This is a genomic window from Chryseobacterium aahli, assembly GCF_022699665.1.
GTDB lineage: Bacteria > Bacteroidota > Bacteroidia > Flavobacteriales > Weeksellaceae > Chryseobacterium > Chryseobacterium aahli.
The window spans coordinates 1-15920 of sequence record NZ_JALDNB010000012.1 but is presented as its reverse complement, the minus strand read 5'-3'; the positions used below and the strand labels follow the sequence as shown (position 1 = coordinate 15920).

10 protein-coding genes and 3 pseudogenes are annotated in these 15920 nt (G+C 34.2%); all 13 read left to right on the top strand.

Annotated elements, in window-relative coordinates; all coding sequences use genetic code 11:
• The first annotated feature begins 7 nt into the window (after nucleotides 1-7).
• A complete protein-coding gene (locus tag MQX03_RS17045; protein ID WP_242804479.1) occupies nucleotides 8-3433 on the top strand; it encodes a DUF6443 domain-containing protein in 3426 nt (1141 codons plus the stop codon).
• Nucleotides 3396-3950 carry a hypothetical protein gene (locus MQX03_RS17040; RefSeq protein WP_242804478.1) on the top strand — a complete coding sequence of 185 codons (555 nt, stop codon included), beginning with the start codon at nucleotides 3396-3398 and terminating at the stop codon, nucleotides 3948-3950. The genes MQX03_RS17045 and MQX03_RS17040 overlap by 38 nt, the downstream gene beginning before the upstream one ends.
• A gap of 134 nt (nucleotides 3951-4084) precedes the next feature.
• Complete coding sequence (locus tag MQX03_RS17035; protein WP_242804477.1) at nucleotides 4085-4762, top strand: IS1 family transposase; 678 nt, start codon at nucleotides 4085-4087, stop codon at nucleotides 4760-4762.
• Between the two features lie 7 nt (nucleotides 4763-4769).
• A complete protein-coding gene (locus tag MQX03_RS17030; RefSeq protein ID WP_242804476.1) occupies nucleotides 4770-8279 on the top strand; it encodes a DUF6443 domain-containing protein in 3510 nt (1169 codons plus the stop codon).
• 1 nt (nucleotide 8280) lies between these two features.
• A complete protein-coding gene (locus MQX03_RS17025) occupies nucleotides 8281-8811 on the top strand; it encodes a hypothetical protein (protein ID WP_242804475.1) in 531 nt (176 codons plus the stop codon).
• A 248-nt stretch (nucleotides 8812-9059) separates the two neighbouring features.
• Nucleotides 9060-10877, top strand: a complete 1818-nt coding sequence (locus MQX03_RS17020; protein WP_242804474.1) for an RHS repeat domain-containing protein — start codon at nucleotides 9060-9062, stop codon at nucleotides 10875-10877.
• Nucleotides 10837-11358 (top strand): hypothetical protein, encoded by a 522-nt coding sequence (locus MQX03_RS17015; RefSeq protein ID WP_242804473.1) that lies wholly within the window; start codon nucleotides 10837-10839, stop codon nucleotides 11356-11358. Before MQX03_RS17020 ends, MQX03_RS17015 begins: the two co-directional genes overlap by 41 nt.
• Nucleotides 11359-11390: 32 nt before the next feature.
• A pseudogene (locus MQX03_RS20480) lies at nucleotides 11391-11582 on the top strand (RHS repeat-associated core domain-containing protein); the annotation flags it as partial.
• A 415-nt stretch (nucleotides 11583-11997) separates the two neighbouring features.
• A complete protein-coding gene (locus MQX03_RS20555; RefSeq protein WP_317224929.1) occupies nucleotides 11998-13656 on the top strand; it encodes an RHS repeat domain-containing protein in 1659 nt (552 codons plus the stop codon).
• Between the two features lie 134 nt (nucleotides 13657-13790).
• A complete protein-coding gene (locus MQX03_RS17000; RefSeq protein WP_242804471.1) occupies nucleotides 13791-14048 on the top strand; it encodes a hypothetical protein in 258 nt (85 codons plus the stop codon).
• Between the two features lie 62 nt (nucleotides 14049-14110).
• Nucleotides 14111-14302, top strand: a pseudogene (locus MQX03_RS20605) (RHS repeat-associated core domain-containing protein); the annotation flags it as partial.
• Between the two features lie 644 nt (nucleotides 14303-14946).
• A complete protein-coding gene (locus MQX03_RS16990) occupies nucleotides 14947-15483 on the top strand; it encodes a hypothetical protein (RefSeq protein WP_242804469.1) in 537 nt (178 codons plus the stop codon).
• Nucleotides 15484-15532: 49 nt separating this feature from the next.
• Nucleotides 15533-15721: pseudogene (locus MQX03_RS20600) on the top strand (RHS repeat-associated core domain-containing protein); the annotation flags it as partial.
• Between the last annotated feature and the right edge of the window lie 199 nt (nucleotides 15722-15920).

The following is a 15920-nucleotide window of genomic DNA, read 5'->3' as shown; positions in this document are numbered from 1 at the left end:
AAACACAATGAAAAAACTTATTATCCCCATCAGTATGTTGTTTGTAGTGGGTTTATCCCATGCACAGGCAACGAATACAGAAAATTATATACAGATAAGAGTTTACCTTGAACCTGTTAGCACAAGTAGTTCCACAGCAAAACAAATACAGACCGTTCAGTATTTGGACGGTTTGGGAAGACCGAAGCAGGTGGTCAGTGTAAAAGCTTCACCACAAGGAAAAGATGTTGTCTCCCACATAGAGTACGATCAATACGGAAGGCAGGTAAAAGATTATCTTCCCGTTCCTCAATCCGGAACGATGAATGGCGGAATTATTCCCGATCCGCTTGCCAATGCAACACAGCCTGCAATCTATGGCTCAGAGAAAATATATTCTGAAAAGCTTTTCGAAAGCTCGCCCTTAAACAGAGTTTTCGAACAGAAGCACGTCGGAAATGCATGGAACGACAAACCCGTAAAGTTTGAATACAGTGCCAATGCAGACGGAGAAGTAAGAAAATATACCGCTGCATTTAATTATTCAACTTTTGAATCATCAATCAGCATATCCGGAAATTATGCAGCCAACCAGTTGTACAAAACCACGGTGACTGACGAAGACGGAAACAAGACCATTGAGTTCAAGAACGGTCAGGGTCAAATCTTGCTTGTAAGAATAATGCTGGACGCAACAACGAGTGCCGATACGTTCTATATCTATAATGATTACAACCAGCTCGCTTACGTCATTCCGCCTTTAGCAGTTGCTGCCCACTCTGTAGATACAACTACCTTAAACAATCTCTGCTACCAATACAAATATGACGGTGATAGCAGATTGGTAGAAAAAAAACTTCCCGGAAAAGGATGGGAATATATGGTGTATGATAAAGCAGACCGGCTTGTTTTAACACAGGATGCCAACTTAAATCAACAGGGTAAATGGCTCATTACAAAATACGATCAGTTTGGAAGAGTAATTTATACCGGAATCATTGCTGGAGGAATCAGAGAAAGTATGCAGAATCAGGCAGGAAATTTGGTGATTACCGAATCAAGGCATGCATCCGGTTTTACGAAAAACGGAATGCAGATTTATTACAGCAACGGTTATTTTGCTAATATCGAGACTGTGTTGTCTGTTAACTATTATGACACCTACCCTTCTTACAGCTTCAATCCTGCTTTTCCTTCAACAATTTACGGGAAAACGATCTTAACCGATAATGCCGCCACACTGGGAAAAAGTACCAAGAGCCTTCCGGTAATGACTTTGGTAAAGAACATAGAAGATGATAACTGGACGAAAAGCTACTCCTACTACGATACCAAAGGAAGACCCGTCGGAAGTTACGCCATCAATCATCTCGGAGGCTACACCAAAACCGAATCTGAGCTGGATTTTGCAGGAGCAGTTTTGCAGACCAAAACGTATCATAAAAGATTAGCCACCGATACCGAAAAAGTGATTACCGAAACTTTTTCTTACGACCACCAAAACCGACTGCTGACGCACAAGCATAAAATCGACAACAATATGGAAGAAATTCTGGCTCAGAATGAATATAATGAGCTGTCCCAGCTTAAAACAAAGAAAGTGGGAGGGAAAATTGTAGGAAACGGTCTTCAGACTGTCGATTACCAATACAATATCAGAGGTTGGATGACGCACATCAACGATCCCAATAATCTGGGAAGCGATCTTTTTGGTTATAAAATAAAATATAATGAAAGAGAAGGCTTAGAAACTCCCGATGCTTTAGACGGAACATTAAAAGTGCTTCCGAAATTCAACGGGAATATTGCAGAGGTAGACTGGAAGACTGCCACAAATCCTAATGACAATCTAAGACGCTATGGATATGTTTATGATGGTTTAAACAGACTAAAGGCAGGGTTTTATCAGAATGAAATAAATCCTGCAGCTAAGGAATATTTCGAAAAAATGACATATGATCTGAACGGAAATATTAAAACCCTTAAAAGGTCGGAAGGAATATTACCCGGAAGTGCCACGACAATGACGATTGACAATCTTGATTATAATTATATAGGGAACAGATTAAATAGTGTGACGGATCTATCAGGTCAATACAATGGCTATCCTGATACTTCAGGTATCACCATACCGTATGACCTTAACGGCAATATGACTGCTCATGAAGATAAAGGAATCCTGCAGATAAATTATAATTATCTAAATTTATCGAACTATATTAAGTTTAATGATTTTATTCCCAGCAGAAAAGGAGACAGATATGTAAATACAACACATATATACCGTGCAGATGGAACCAAACTTCGAAAAGTACATGATTATAAGGATAGTACAAATCTTCAAATGGCAACAAAAACAACTGATTACCTTGATGGTTTTCAGTATGAATATGATTACACTCCTTTATCAGGAATACCTTCCTACAATTTTCAATTAAACTTTATGGCCACCTCAGAAGGTTATTTTGATTTTGTAAAAAATAAGTATATTTACAACTATACTGATCATTTAGGAAATACAAGATTAAGCTACCAAAGTAATGGCAGCAGCATAGAAGTTCTTGAAGAAAACAACTATTACCCTTTTGGGTTGAAGCATGAAGGGTATAATCCTCTTGCCGGAAATCTTAGTTATCAGTATAAGTACAACGGCAAGGAACTTCAGGAGTCTGGGATGTATGATTACGGCGCAAGATTTTATATGCCCGATATTGGAAGATGGGGTGTTGTTGATCCGTTGGCGGAGAAGATGAGAAGATGGTCGCCATATAATTATGCTTTTAATAATCCAATTAGGTTTATTGATCCGGATGGAAGGCAGGCAACAGACATATTTATACTAACTGCTAATGGAGCTTTTAAAGCATCTAAAGAAACAATGTATAAGACTCCGGAAGGAAAAAAGTTATGGGATAAGTACGGTAACAGTAAGACCGATGATATATATATTAATTCGAAAGATTTTGGTGTTAATTCTCAGACTGTTGCCGAAACGATTAGTGATGCAAAATCAAAAGGATTTGTAAAATTAAGTACTAATAAAGTGATCATTTCTAAAGATAATCCTACGTTTAAAAATTCTGCTGAATTCAATGATTTAGATGTATCTCAATCCAATGGAAAAAAAATACATTTAATATCTTTAAATGAAAATTTCTTTAAAAAAGATGGTAATAATGAAGGTTATAATACAACAGTTGATGTTGATGGAGAATCTAATTCTGTAAAATATGACAATTATGATTTGGCAGAAGCAGTTTATCATGAAATAAAAGCTCATATAGAGGATCGTCTTGATGCGAGTGCCGAAGAAGACCATATAAATTATGGGTCAACCTACTTTAAACTCGAAGGAAAACGAACCCCCGGCTCTCCTGCAGAAATAATCAAAAAGCAACTTATAAACTTAAGAGAAAATGATAAAAGAAAAGATAATAAGATTGGAAGTAATTAAAAATATAGTTTTTTTAGCAATAATATTTTTATCAAATATGGCTGAAGGACAGATTTTAGAAATCTACAAACCAATTGTTGTAACCTATAAATCAGCAATAGTAAATAATGAAAAAGTTAATATTGGAATCTTTGATCGGTTTAGAGAGGATACATCAAAAATGAAATATGAATATTTGAAGTATGATTCAGACAAAGAAGTTTTGTATAAATATAATGATACAATTAGAGCTTTTCAAAAAATGATTAGTTTACAACCTGATAATTTCGATATCCAAAAAAATATTAAGTTAGGAATATTTGATGAGTTTAGTTTACAACGACAAAGCGAAGACGTCTTTATTGCAAAATCTCCATTTGGAGGATATCCTTCACATCATAGAATTATCAATTCTATTGAAGTTCTTTCAAAAACAAAAGAAGATTTAATTTTAAAGATTAATTTTCAAGATGAATTTGAATGGAAATATTTTGGGATTTTAGTTCTTAAAGACTATAAATATAACTCCTACCCATAAACCCCTGGTAATGTATCAGAAGTGTTGGTTTCCTTTATTGATGGATGTTTAAGAAAATATCACTCTTAAAAACCTTAAAAAAGAGTAACAATTTAGTTACTCTTTTTATTTTTGAAAGAAATTTACTCTCTCAAATGCAGTCTACTTTCTATATGTGTTCCAGATGTGTTGGTGAAAAAAATAAGTTTATAAAGTTTGGAAAAACAAAAAACGGTAAACAAAGATTTCAATGTACCTCATGCAGAAAAACCAGCGTTTTAAAGTATTCTTACCAAGCATACAGAAAAAATATTGATATAAAAATCATTCGTTTAACGAAAGAAGGGATGGGAATAAGAAGCATTGCGAGATTTTTAAGAATATCAACTACTACTCTTCTCAAAAGGATAATTAATATTTCGGATTGCATACGACCACCTTCAGGTAATTCTAACAAAACATATGAGGTTGACGAATTAAGAACATACATCGGAAATAAAAAACAAATAATATGGCTTGTTTATGCCTTAGAAAAAGACAGCAAAAATGTAATATGTTTTAATTTAGGAAAAAGATCCAATGAAACTTTAAATGTGGTTATCAAGACTTTACTCCATTCAAATCCTGAAAAAATTCATACCGATAAACTCAGAAATTATCAATACTTAATTCCAAAAGAAATTCATCAGACCAAAAGATTTGGAACTAATTCTATTGAAAGAAAAAACCTGAGTATCAGAACACATTTAAAAAGACTGAACAGAAAGACAATCTGTTTTAGTAAAAATGTTTTGATGCTTAATGCTATTCTGAAAATATATTTTTGGTCATAAAAACACAATGAAAAAACTTATTATCCCCATCAGTATGTTGTTTGTAGCAGGTTTATCCCATGCACAGGCAACGAATACAGAAAATTATATACAGACAAGGGTTTACCTTGAACCTGTAACTACATCAAGCTCCACAGCAAAACAAATACAAACCGTTCAGTATCTGGACGGTCTCGGAAGACCGAAACAAGTGGTCAGTGTAAAAGCCTCACCACAAGGAAAAGATGTTGTCTCCCACATAGAGTACGATCAATACGGAAGACAGGTAAAAGATTATCTTCCCGTTCCTCAATCCGGAACGATGAATGGGGCGATTGTTCCCGATCCGCTTGCCAATGCAATACAGCCTGCAATCTATGGCTCAGAGAAAATATATGCTGAAAAGCTTCTCGAAAGCTCGCCCTTAAACAGAGTTTTCGAACAAAAGCAGGTAGGAAATGCATGGAACGACAAACCCGTAAAGTTTGAGTATGATGCCAACAGCGTTGCAGATGCCGTTAAAAAATATACCACAACGACTACATCGGTGAATGGAGCTACCCATTCTGTCCTCAGCCAGACTGTTAATTACGAGGCTAATAAATTATTTAAAAATACAGTAATTGATGAAGACGGCAACAAAACCATCGAGTTTAAAAATGGAGAAGGCCAGACTTTACTGGTGAGGAAAAATGACGGAGGCAATAATGTTGATACTTACTATGTTTACAATGAATTTAATCAGTTAGCTTATGTAATTCCCCCTTTAGCATCAGTGGGAGCTGTAAACCAGACTGCTCTGGATAATCTCTGTTATCAATACCGATATGATGGAGACAGCAGATTGGCAGAAAAGAAACTTCCCGGAAAAGGATGGGAATATATGGTGTATGATAAACAGGATCGTTTGGTGCTGACTCAGGATGCGAATCTGAGAACAACCACAAATAATTTTGCCGCCAAAGGTTGGATGTTTACCAAATATGACTCATTTGGAAGAGTGGTCTATACCGGTTTCTTTTCCAATACAGCGACCAGAACGGCAATGCAGACCGCTATAAACAACATGACGGCTAATCCGGGGAACAATGAGGTGAGAAGTGAAACATCATTTAACCTGAACGGGATGGACGTGTTTTACACCAAAAATGCATTTCCTACAGGAAGCATGAAAATCCTGAGTGTCAATTACTATGACAGTTATCCTGCATACAGCTTCAATCCTTCTTTTCCTTCCACGATCTACGGGAAAACGATCTTAACGGATAATGCAGCGACATTGGGGAAAAGCACCAAGAGCCTTCCGGTAATGACTTTGGTAAAGAATATTGAAGATGATAACTGGACGAAAAGCTACTCCTACTACGATACCAAAGGAAGAACTGTCGGAAGTTACGCCATCAATCATCTTGGAGGCTACACCAAAACCGAATCTGAACTTGATTTTGCAGGAACAGTTTTGCAGACCAAAACGTATCATAAAAGATTAGCCAACGACACCGAAAAAGTGATTACCGAAACTTTTACCTACGACCATCAAAACAGGTTAAAAGTTCATAAACACAAGATAGACAACAATACGGAAGAAATTCTGGCTCAGAATGAATATAATGAGCTGTCCCAGCTTAAAACAAAGAAAGTAGGCGGTAAGATTGTAGGAAACGGTCTTCAGACGGTTGATTACCAATACAATATCAAAGGTTGGATGACGCAGATCAATGATCCTAATAATCTTGGGACTGACTTATTTGGTTATAAAATTAAATACAATCAGGTGGAAGGTTTAGTAATTCCAGACACTTCAGATACTGCATTGCAGGTAAAACCTCGTTTTAATGGTAATATTGCAGAAATCGACTGGAAGACTTCTACACAGGAAAATGAGCCACTGAAAAGATATGGGTATGTTTACGATAATCTGAACCGTTTGTCGGCAGGATTTTATCAAGACGAAACCAATCCTTCACTAAGAGAATATTACGAGAAAGCAACATACGACCTCAATGGAAACATCATGAGCATGAAAAGATCTGCTCAAAGAATGGGTGCTACAGCTTTGGTAATTGATGAGCTTTCTTATGAGTATCAAAACAATAACCTAAGCAACAGACTGAAAAGTATTACGGAAAGCAACCAAACTTCTTTGGGTTATCCTTACATAAACATTCCGTCAGATATTGGGTATGACGAAAACGGCAATACAACGACTTTTAATGATAAAGGTATTTCATCAATTCAATATAATTATTTAAATTTACCCAAGCAGATTACTCAGAACGGACAGGTAACAAATTATACTTACCGTGCAGACGGAGTAAAAATGAAGAAGCTCTATGGAACTGTAGAAACTAATTATCTGGATGGTTTCCAGTACAAATACACTCAGCCTGGGGAAGACGAATCGGGATTGACATCTGTTGCAGCAATGAAGTTGAGATTTCTTCCGACATCTGAAGGTTATTATGATGCTTTGCTGAATTTGTACGTGTACAATTATGTTGATCACTTAGGAAATGTGAGAATAAGTTATGCAGATTCTGATCATAATGGTAGCATAAAAGGCAGGGATGAGAGAATCAAGGAATGTTATGACGGAAATTGTATTGACTATTTTATTCCCGGAGAGATTGTTGCCAACAATACCTACTATCCTTTTGGGATGCTTTTCGATCATATTGCACAGGCAAACAGTAGAAACGCTTTTAAGATGAAATATAATGGCAAAGAATTGCAAGAGACCGGAATGTATGATTACGGTGCCAGATTTTATATGCCGGATGTAATTCGTTGGGGAACAATAGACCCATTAGCAGAAAAGATGACTCGTCACAGTCCTTATAATTATGCTTTTAATAATCCTATTCGTTTCATTGATCCGGACGGAAGAGCACCTCTTACGGGATCTGCTGCTCAACAGGCGTTTATGAATTATAGGAATAGTATGCCTTTAACCGATTTTACATTTAATAAAAAAACAGGAGAAGTAAGACAAGTAGGAGAAACGAATGACCGACCTGACAGAATTGTGAAAATTAATAAAAAAGGGGAAGCAAAAGTTGAAGTTGACAATATTGCAAAAGGGATTTTGAAAAATGGTCAAAATTTTAAAGAAAACGATCAAATTATTGATGTTGGCGGAAAAAATCAAGCCACTTTAGAACAAGCAGAAGATTTTGTCGTTGCACTCTCTGATTATGTCGGTGTAGAATTAGCTGGTGCATATCTTTCAAAAGATGCTAGTGAAAATGGAGCAATTAGTAAGGTTTATTTAGAAAAATATAAAAATAATACGAATGGTAGTTCTGTTAGCTCATTATATTGGTGTAGAATTGGAGCTCCAATGTTTGACGGATATTTCCAGAATACCAGTTTTCATACTCATCCAACAATAGGATACAGTAGAACAGATATAGAAAACCCATCTCGTCAAGACCTTGAAACTAAATCTAATTATAGAAAAGAGTTTTATAAATTTTTAATTCTAACAAGAGAAGCTAATTCCAATAAAGTACAACGAATTGATTATACAAATTATTAAAATGAAAAAATACAGTTTACTAATTTTCTTTAGTTTAATGATTTCAAGTTGCTCGACTTGGAAAAAAGAATTATCTCAAAATGGCAATAATGAAATTGCTATCAAAAATGCAATAATAGATTTTTATAATACATCTTATTTGGTGAAAAAAGATAAAGTTTTCAATCTTTATTCTAAAGAGTATAATTCTGGAATTGTGGGAGTAAGCATTATTGGCAATATTAATAAAATATATGTTGTTAATGGCTCTCCTGAAGGTAGGATTAAGGATCAATATATTGAGTATAAAGGCAGATTGTTTTGCTGGTATGATGATGAGAAAGGCAGAGATCCAAATATTATAAAAAAACTGTCTGAATATAAAGTTATTGACTCTGTAAAAGCTTTTACTGAGGATATGGGATATCTAACTGATGACAAAAAAAAAGGTACGAGTTATTACTTCTGCAAAGATAATTTGTTGATTTATAAAAAAGAAACTACATCTATTGCAATGCCCAGAGAAATGAAAAACGATTTAAATTGCAAGTAATTTTCTTGTATAAAAATCGAGGTAATGTATCAGAAGTGTTGGTTTCCTTTATTAATCGATGTTTAGAAAAAAATAATTAATAAAAACCATTAAAAAGAGTAACTAAATTGTTACTCTTTTTATTTTTGAAAGAAATTTAACTATTCAAATGCAGTCTACTTTCTATAGGTGTTTCAGATGTGTTGGTGAAAACAGTAAGTTTATAAAATTTAGGAAAACAAAATTACCAATACAATATCAGAGGTTGGATGACGCACATCAACGATCCCAATAATCTTGGGGCTGACTTATTTGGTTATAAAATCAAATATAATCAGGTGGAAGGTCTGCAAACTCCAGATACATCTGATACAGCTTTACAAGTTCTTCCAAGATACAATGGGAATATTGCAGAAGTGGATTGGAGAATTGGTAATGAAAATGATCCTCTAAAAAGATATGGATACGTGTATGATGGTCTAAACAGACTGTCAGCAGGATTTTATCAAGACGAAACCAATCCTTCACTAAGAGAATATTACGAGAAAGTTACCTATGATCTCAACGGGAATATAAAGACTATGAAGAGGACCGCTCATAGATTCGGAACTACCGCTATGCTCATTGATAATCTTTCCTATCAGTACGAAAACAATAATAAAAGCAACCGTTTGCAGAAAATAACTGATGCCGTTACCACAGCATATGGCTATCCTTATAAAGCTACACCTACAGATATAGGATACGACCTAAATGGAAATATGACCTCATTTGTAGACAAGGGTATTTCGTCAATACAATATAATTATTTAAATTTACCCAAGCAGATTACTCAGAACGGACAGGTAACCAATTATACTTACCGTGCAGACGGAGTTAAAGTGAAGAAGCTCTTTGGTACTTTAGAAACGAATTATTTAGATGGGTTTCAATATAGATATTGGGTAGATCCGTATGGAAATGTAGCAAATAATGGAATGAAGTTAAGCGTTATTCCAACATCAGAAGGCTTTTACGATGCATTAAGAGCTAGATACTATTATAATTATACAGATCACCTAGGTAACGTAAGATTGAACTATAGTGATTCTGATGGTGATGGAATCGTTAAAGGAGACGGTATTAAGAATTGTGATAATTCACCTCCTGACCAACCGTGTATGCCGGGAATAATAATGGGGGATATAGAAGAGGTCACCGACTACTATCCCTTTGGAATGATGCATATGAATATGATGTTTTATAGTTTTAATAATGCATATCAATATAAGTACAACGGAAAAGAACTCCAAGAGACCGGAATGTATGATTATGGCGCAAGGTTCTATATGCCGGATATTGGTAGATGGGGTGTGGTTGATCCATTGGCAGAGAAATATACAAGAATGTCTCCATATACTTATGTTGGAAATAACCCTGCAATATTTGTTGATTATGATGGTAGAGATTATGGGGTTTATGTAGACTTAAAAGCAGGTACTATTACGATAAAAGCTACATATTACGCTGTCAAAGGTGATATGAAATCAGCAAATGGAGCTATACAACTTTGGAATGATAAAAGTGGTAAATATAATTATTCATATAAAGATGCTAATGGAAACAAAATTTCCTTGAAAATAAACTTTCAATTAAAAACATCTGAAGTAACTCCCGAAAAAGGTCAAACAGTCAAGCAAGTTGTTGAAAGTTCTGTTTGGAATGATTCATCTGGCGAGGGTAACTCTTATAGAACGGCACCAGACGACAGTTTTAATGAAGGAATAAAGGGAGTAGCAGGATTAAGTAAATACGTAAGGGTAAAAGATTCTGAATCAGACCCTTCAACGGGCACAGGAGGTCATGAAGTCGGTCATACATTAGGTGTAAGTCATAAATATGAAGATATAATGGGGAATTCAGACTCTACTGAGGTTACTTCAAATCATGTAAAAGAAATTTTAGATGCTATTGGAGGTAGTCCTGATAATCCTAATAATTCAAATTCAACTCAACCTAAAGCTACAATACATATACGGAATAATAACTTAAAAACAGATCAAGATTATGAGAAATTTAGAAATGGTAAGGTTAAGGCTGCCAATTAGTTTCTTTCTACTTATATGTAATATTTTATTGATTAAGTCTCAAGAGATAAAAACATTTTATTTAGTTCAGGACAAAGTGAAAATTGATAATGCTGTAGTTGTTGCAGTAAAAGGAAGTTATGAATTGTTTCTTACTTCAGAAAAGAATATTTCCAGCAATATTAATATCGACAAATTAATTTTAGAAGGAAAAATGTTTTTATTTAATGATAATACTTTGTTTCAAGGTGTTTTTCCAAATGAGAAAAAAAAATTATTAGGAAGTTGTGCAGAATTATCTCGCATATCTACTTTAAAGAATAAATATACAATTTTTAAACTTCCAAAAAATATCACGTATTTTTATTTTGGCTTTACAACATTAAAGGAATATGATAACAGAACAAAAAATTCTGAAGAAAAAAGTTATTTTAAAAATAATCAAAACCAATTTTATCCTATTCTTTTTCCAATATGTGAAAATTTAAATCTTACAGAATAATATTTAAGTAATCTCGTAAAGTGTAAAGGTAGAATGCTTATCAATATAAGTACAACGGTAAAGAACTTCAAGAGACCGGAATGTATGATTATGGTGCAAGATTTTATATGCCGGATATCGGTAGATGGGGCGTAATAGATCCGTTGGCGGAGAAGTACAGAAGACATTCTACGTATGCTTATGCTGTAAATAATCCTATCCGTTTCATTGATCCGGATGGAATGCAGGTGATGGATCCTAAAGATCCTTTCAAAACCTTAAGAGATGCAGCACGTGATTTTGGAAAACTGTATAATGGTCTTTCCATTAATTATAATTTAGAACTTTCTACATTTTTTTACAAATCCACAGATGCAAACGGAGAAACTTTTTATAGTTATACTGTACCAGAAGTTGGTTCACCCGGCATGACAAAAGAATATAAACCAGAAGATATTGCTGAAGCATCAAAACTAGGTGAAATTGTTGCTGACGGACATACACATGGAGGAGAAATAGATATGCAAATAATGGATGGAGGAAAAGAATATAGTAGTACAAATAAATTTAGTAAAAGAGATATTGTTTTAGCAAAAAACATTGCTTATAAGAACGGTAAAAAAGAAGATAATGGGTTCGGAAAACCATTAACCGCATACGTTGCAACAGCAGATGCACCGGAGATATTCTTATTACTATGATAGTTTAAACAGATTGGTTTTTGGTTATTATTCCGAACCTTTTGGAACAGTACCACAGGATAATCATTTTGGAGAATCTATTGAATATGATTTTAATGGAAATATCAAACATCTCTACCGAAACTCAAAAAATACTACTACAGGTTCAGCAATGCAGATTGATAATCTTACTTATGCATATGAAAATAATAATCAAAGTAATAGACTCAGTAGCGTTACAGATACCTCAACCAATTACTTCGGATATCCTGATACGTCAGGAAACACAATTAATTATGATCTCAATGGGAACATGATTAATCATTTAGATAAAGGAATTTTGCAAATTGATTATAACTTTTTAAATCTTCCTAAATATATTAAATTTAATCAATCAATACCAAGCAGAGGTGGAGCAAGATTTGTGAATAGCGTATACATATATCGTGCAGATGGTATAAAGTTAAGAAAGCAATATAGTTATAAAGATGGGATCAATCTCTATCTTGCCATTAAAACGACAGAATATCTTGATAGTTTTCAGTATGAAGGAAATGCGACTTTTGCAAACCCAAATGCAACCGTTTCTTTAAAATTTTCACCCACTGCCGAAGGTTATTTTGATTTTGAAAAAAATAAGTATATTTACAATTATAGTGACCACTTGGGAAATGTGAGATTAAGCTACCAGAGCAATGGCAGCAGCATAGAAGTTCTTGAAGAAAATAACTATTATCCTTTTGGGTTGAAGCACGAAGGATACAATGCTTTAGCTGGAAACCCAAGTTATCAGTATAAGTACAACGGAAAGGAACTCCAAGAGACCGGAATGTATGATTATGGGGCAAGATTTTATATGCCGGATATTGGAAGATGGGGTGTTGTGGATCCGTTGGCGGAGAAGATGACCCGTCATAGTCCTTATAATTATGCTTTCAACAATCCTATACGTTTTATCGATCCTGATGGAAGAGAAACAAAAGATGTTATCATAAAAGGAAGTGGGGCACAAGAAGCATTGAATCAAATGCAATCAGCAGTAGATGGGCAATTAACACTATCTATGGACAAAAAAGGTAAAGTTACTGCAACCGCTGTGGAGGGAGTTACTTTATCTGAAGGAGCAAGTAAGTTATTAGACGCAACTACTAACACAGCTATTGTTGCTAAAATTGAAACTGATTCTGATATGCGTATTGATGAAGATAATAGTAAATATGTAGGTGGAGCATCCAGAGGGTCTAAAACAGATCCCTCGACAGGAATAACGACTGCAACAAATGTAGTCAATCCAGAAATGTTGGGGAATCTTGATCAGGCTTATTATGGATCTAAAACAGGTTATGGAATTTTACATGAAACACTAGAGGCAATTGTTATGGCAGAATGTTTTCCAAATGCTCCAGCAGCCACTTCTGAGGAAAATAACAGTAAAGGTTATAATTATTCACATAAAGAAGCGAATAGGCTTGATCCAAGAAACATCGATCCAAATCCAAATTGGACTTCAATAAAATCTCCAAATTATAGTGCTGGTTCTAGTAAGTATATTGAATATACTGATTCTTATAGAATTCAAAATGTAAATACTAAAGCCGTTAAGGAAATTGGAAATTATAAAACTTTAAAACGTAAGTAATAATGAAAAGCTACAGCTATATAATATTATTTTGCCTGTTATTTACAATAATATGTTGTAAGTCAAAAGGACAAACTCATTCAGAAGAAATTATAGGAAAAGTTACCAATATTGATTCTACTCAATCATGGTATATGATTAATTTCGAATACAAGAATAATAAAAAAGGTGTATTTATTTCTCAGAAAACTAAATGCAAACATCCTAAAAATAGTAAATTAATCATGCTTAATCATAGTTATAATTTTGAATTATCTCGGATGATTCAGAATAATTATAACGAAAAGAAATTGGTTTTTGAAGTTGAAGGTAAAGAAACATGGAATAGTTTTTCTGGCATAGATTATTTTGAATATTCAAATAATACTTGTGGTCTTTATACATGGAAATAAATTAATCCCGCACGATTGTATCGTGGGGCAGATGATAAAAACCTCGTATTTTGCGAGGTTTTTATCAGTATAAGTACAACGGAAAGGAACTTCAAGTGACGGGAATGTATGACTACGGAGCAAGATTTTATATGCCGGATATTGGTAGATGGGGGGTTGTAGATCCGTTGGCAGAGAAAATGAGAAGATGGTCTCCTTATAATTATGCATTTGATAACCCGATCAGATATATTGATCCTGATGGAAGAAGTCCTCTTACCGACTATTATAATTTAAAAGGGCAGCTCACAAAACATGTCGAAGATGGTAAAACTGATAAGAAAATAGTTTTAACTACTAGTAAAAAGGAAGCTGATACGGATGCTGCAATTAATAGCGGTCATATTGTTAATCAGATAACTAATGATCAGATTAAACAGATTGACGATATATATACTTTTGGTAAAACAGATAAAACAGGAACTGAAAAAGGATTTTTATTTGGACAAAATAAGAAATCATCAAAAACGATCACAAGTGAAAAAGCAGGAATATTAGGTTCAAAGCAATGGAGCGAAGCTCGAAAAGACTTAAAAGAAAAAGGTGATACTGTAGCTTCTGATGCACATCTACATCCTCTTGAATATGACAGTGATGGTAAAGTCGTTGCTTACGGAGCGCCAACACCTTCAATGGGGGCAGACAATGATACAGATCCTAAAAATATGCAAGGGAATCAGCCATCTATGGTTTTGGGATGGACAGAAGTTGTTGGATCATTGCCTTTGAGTCAGAAAGGAGGAACACCGCCTCCAAGTACATACTCCCCTACAATAGGATTTTATAATAGTGGAGGTTCTATTATTACAATAGATTATTCAATGTTTAAAAAAGCCATGGAAAAAGTAAATAAATAATTATGAAATATTCAATCTTTGCTTTATTGACTTTGTTGCTTAGTTCTTGTGCTTCTTATGTAGATGTGCCAGAAAATAGTATAAATAATAATACTATGGTGTTTGATTACAGTGGCAATGAGAATAGACTTAAATATGTTAGTAAAGTTAATACTTCAGCTGATCACGATGTATATTATACAACTCATTTTTCAATAACTTTACCTAAAAATATTGTTAATTGGAATATAGCTAGTAATAACTTTTTCTTTGAATATAATGACAAGCAAATCTTTTATATTTACTCTTCTTATAAAAATGAAGTACAGACGTCTAAGAATTGGGAATTAAAAGATATTACTCACAATGAAGTTTTAAAATATATTGGAGAGTATTGGGATAAAAGAAAATATAACGAAAATCATCTCTATAAAGCACATAATGGAAGGGTATCGAAATTATATACAAATGGGAAATACAAAATACTGCTCTATAATATAAAAACTGAAAATCTTCAAACATTTATTCGGAGCGCAAAAACATTTAATACAAATCTGTAAAAACCCTCGCTCCCACACGATTGTATTGTGTGGGAGATAATAAGGTTTTTCGTATCAATACAAGTACAACGGAAAGGAGTTGCAAGAGACCGGAATGTATGATTATGGTGCAAGATTTTATATGCCCGATATTGGAAGATGGGGTGTGGTCGATCCGCTTGCGGAGAAATACCGCAGATGGTCAACTTATAATTATGCTGTGAACAATCCTATGAAATTTATTGACCCTGATGGACGTGGAGTTACTGACGTAATCATCAAAGGAAATAAATCACAAGAAACTTTGAAAGAACTTCGAAAATCTGTAAGCGGAGAATTGAAGTTAACAATGAACAATGAAACCGGAAAAGTAAAAGCAACTGCAGTAAAAGGAAAAACACTTAGTGCTAAATCCCAAAAACTTTTAGATGCGACAACAGACAGTTCTATTCAAGTAC

Coding starts and splice junctions, on each gene's coding strand:
- MQX03_RS17045 (WP_242804479.1), top strand. CDS start 8: ATGAAAAAACTTATTATCCCCATCAGTATGTTGTTTGTAGTGGGTTTA.
- MQX03_RS17040 (WP_242804478.1), top strand. CDS start 3,396: ATGATAAAAGAAAAGATAATAAGATTGGAAGTAATTAAAAATATAGTT.
- MQX03_RS17035 (WP_242804477.1), top strand. CDS start 4,085: ATGCAGTCTACTTTCTATATGTGTTCCAGATGTGTTGGTGAAAAAAAT.
- MQX03_RS17030 (WP_242804476.1), top strand. CDS start 4,770: ATGAAAAAACTTATTATCCCCATCAGTATGTTGTTTGTAGCAGGTTTA.
- MQX03_RS17025 (WP_242804475.1), top strand. CDS start 8,281: ATGAAAAAATACAGTTTACTAATTTTCTTTAGTTTAATGATTTCAAGT.
- MQX03_RS17020 (WP_242804474.1), top strand. CDS start 9,060: ATGACGCACATCAACGATCCCAATAATCTTGGGGCTGACTTATTTGGT.
- MQX03_RS17015 (WP_242804473.1), top strand. CDS start 10,837: ATGAGAAATTTAGAAATGGTAAGGTTAAGGCTGCCAATTAGTTTCTTT.
- MQX03_RS17000 (WP_242804471.1), top strand. CDS start 13,791: ATGATTAATTTCGAATACAAGAATAATAAAAAAGGTGTATTTATTTCT.
- MQX03_RS16990 (WP_242804469.1), top strand. CDS start 14,947: ATGAAATATTCAATCTTTGCTTTATTGACTTTGTTGCTTAGTTCTTGT.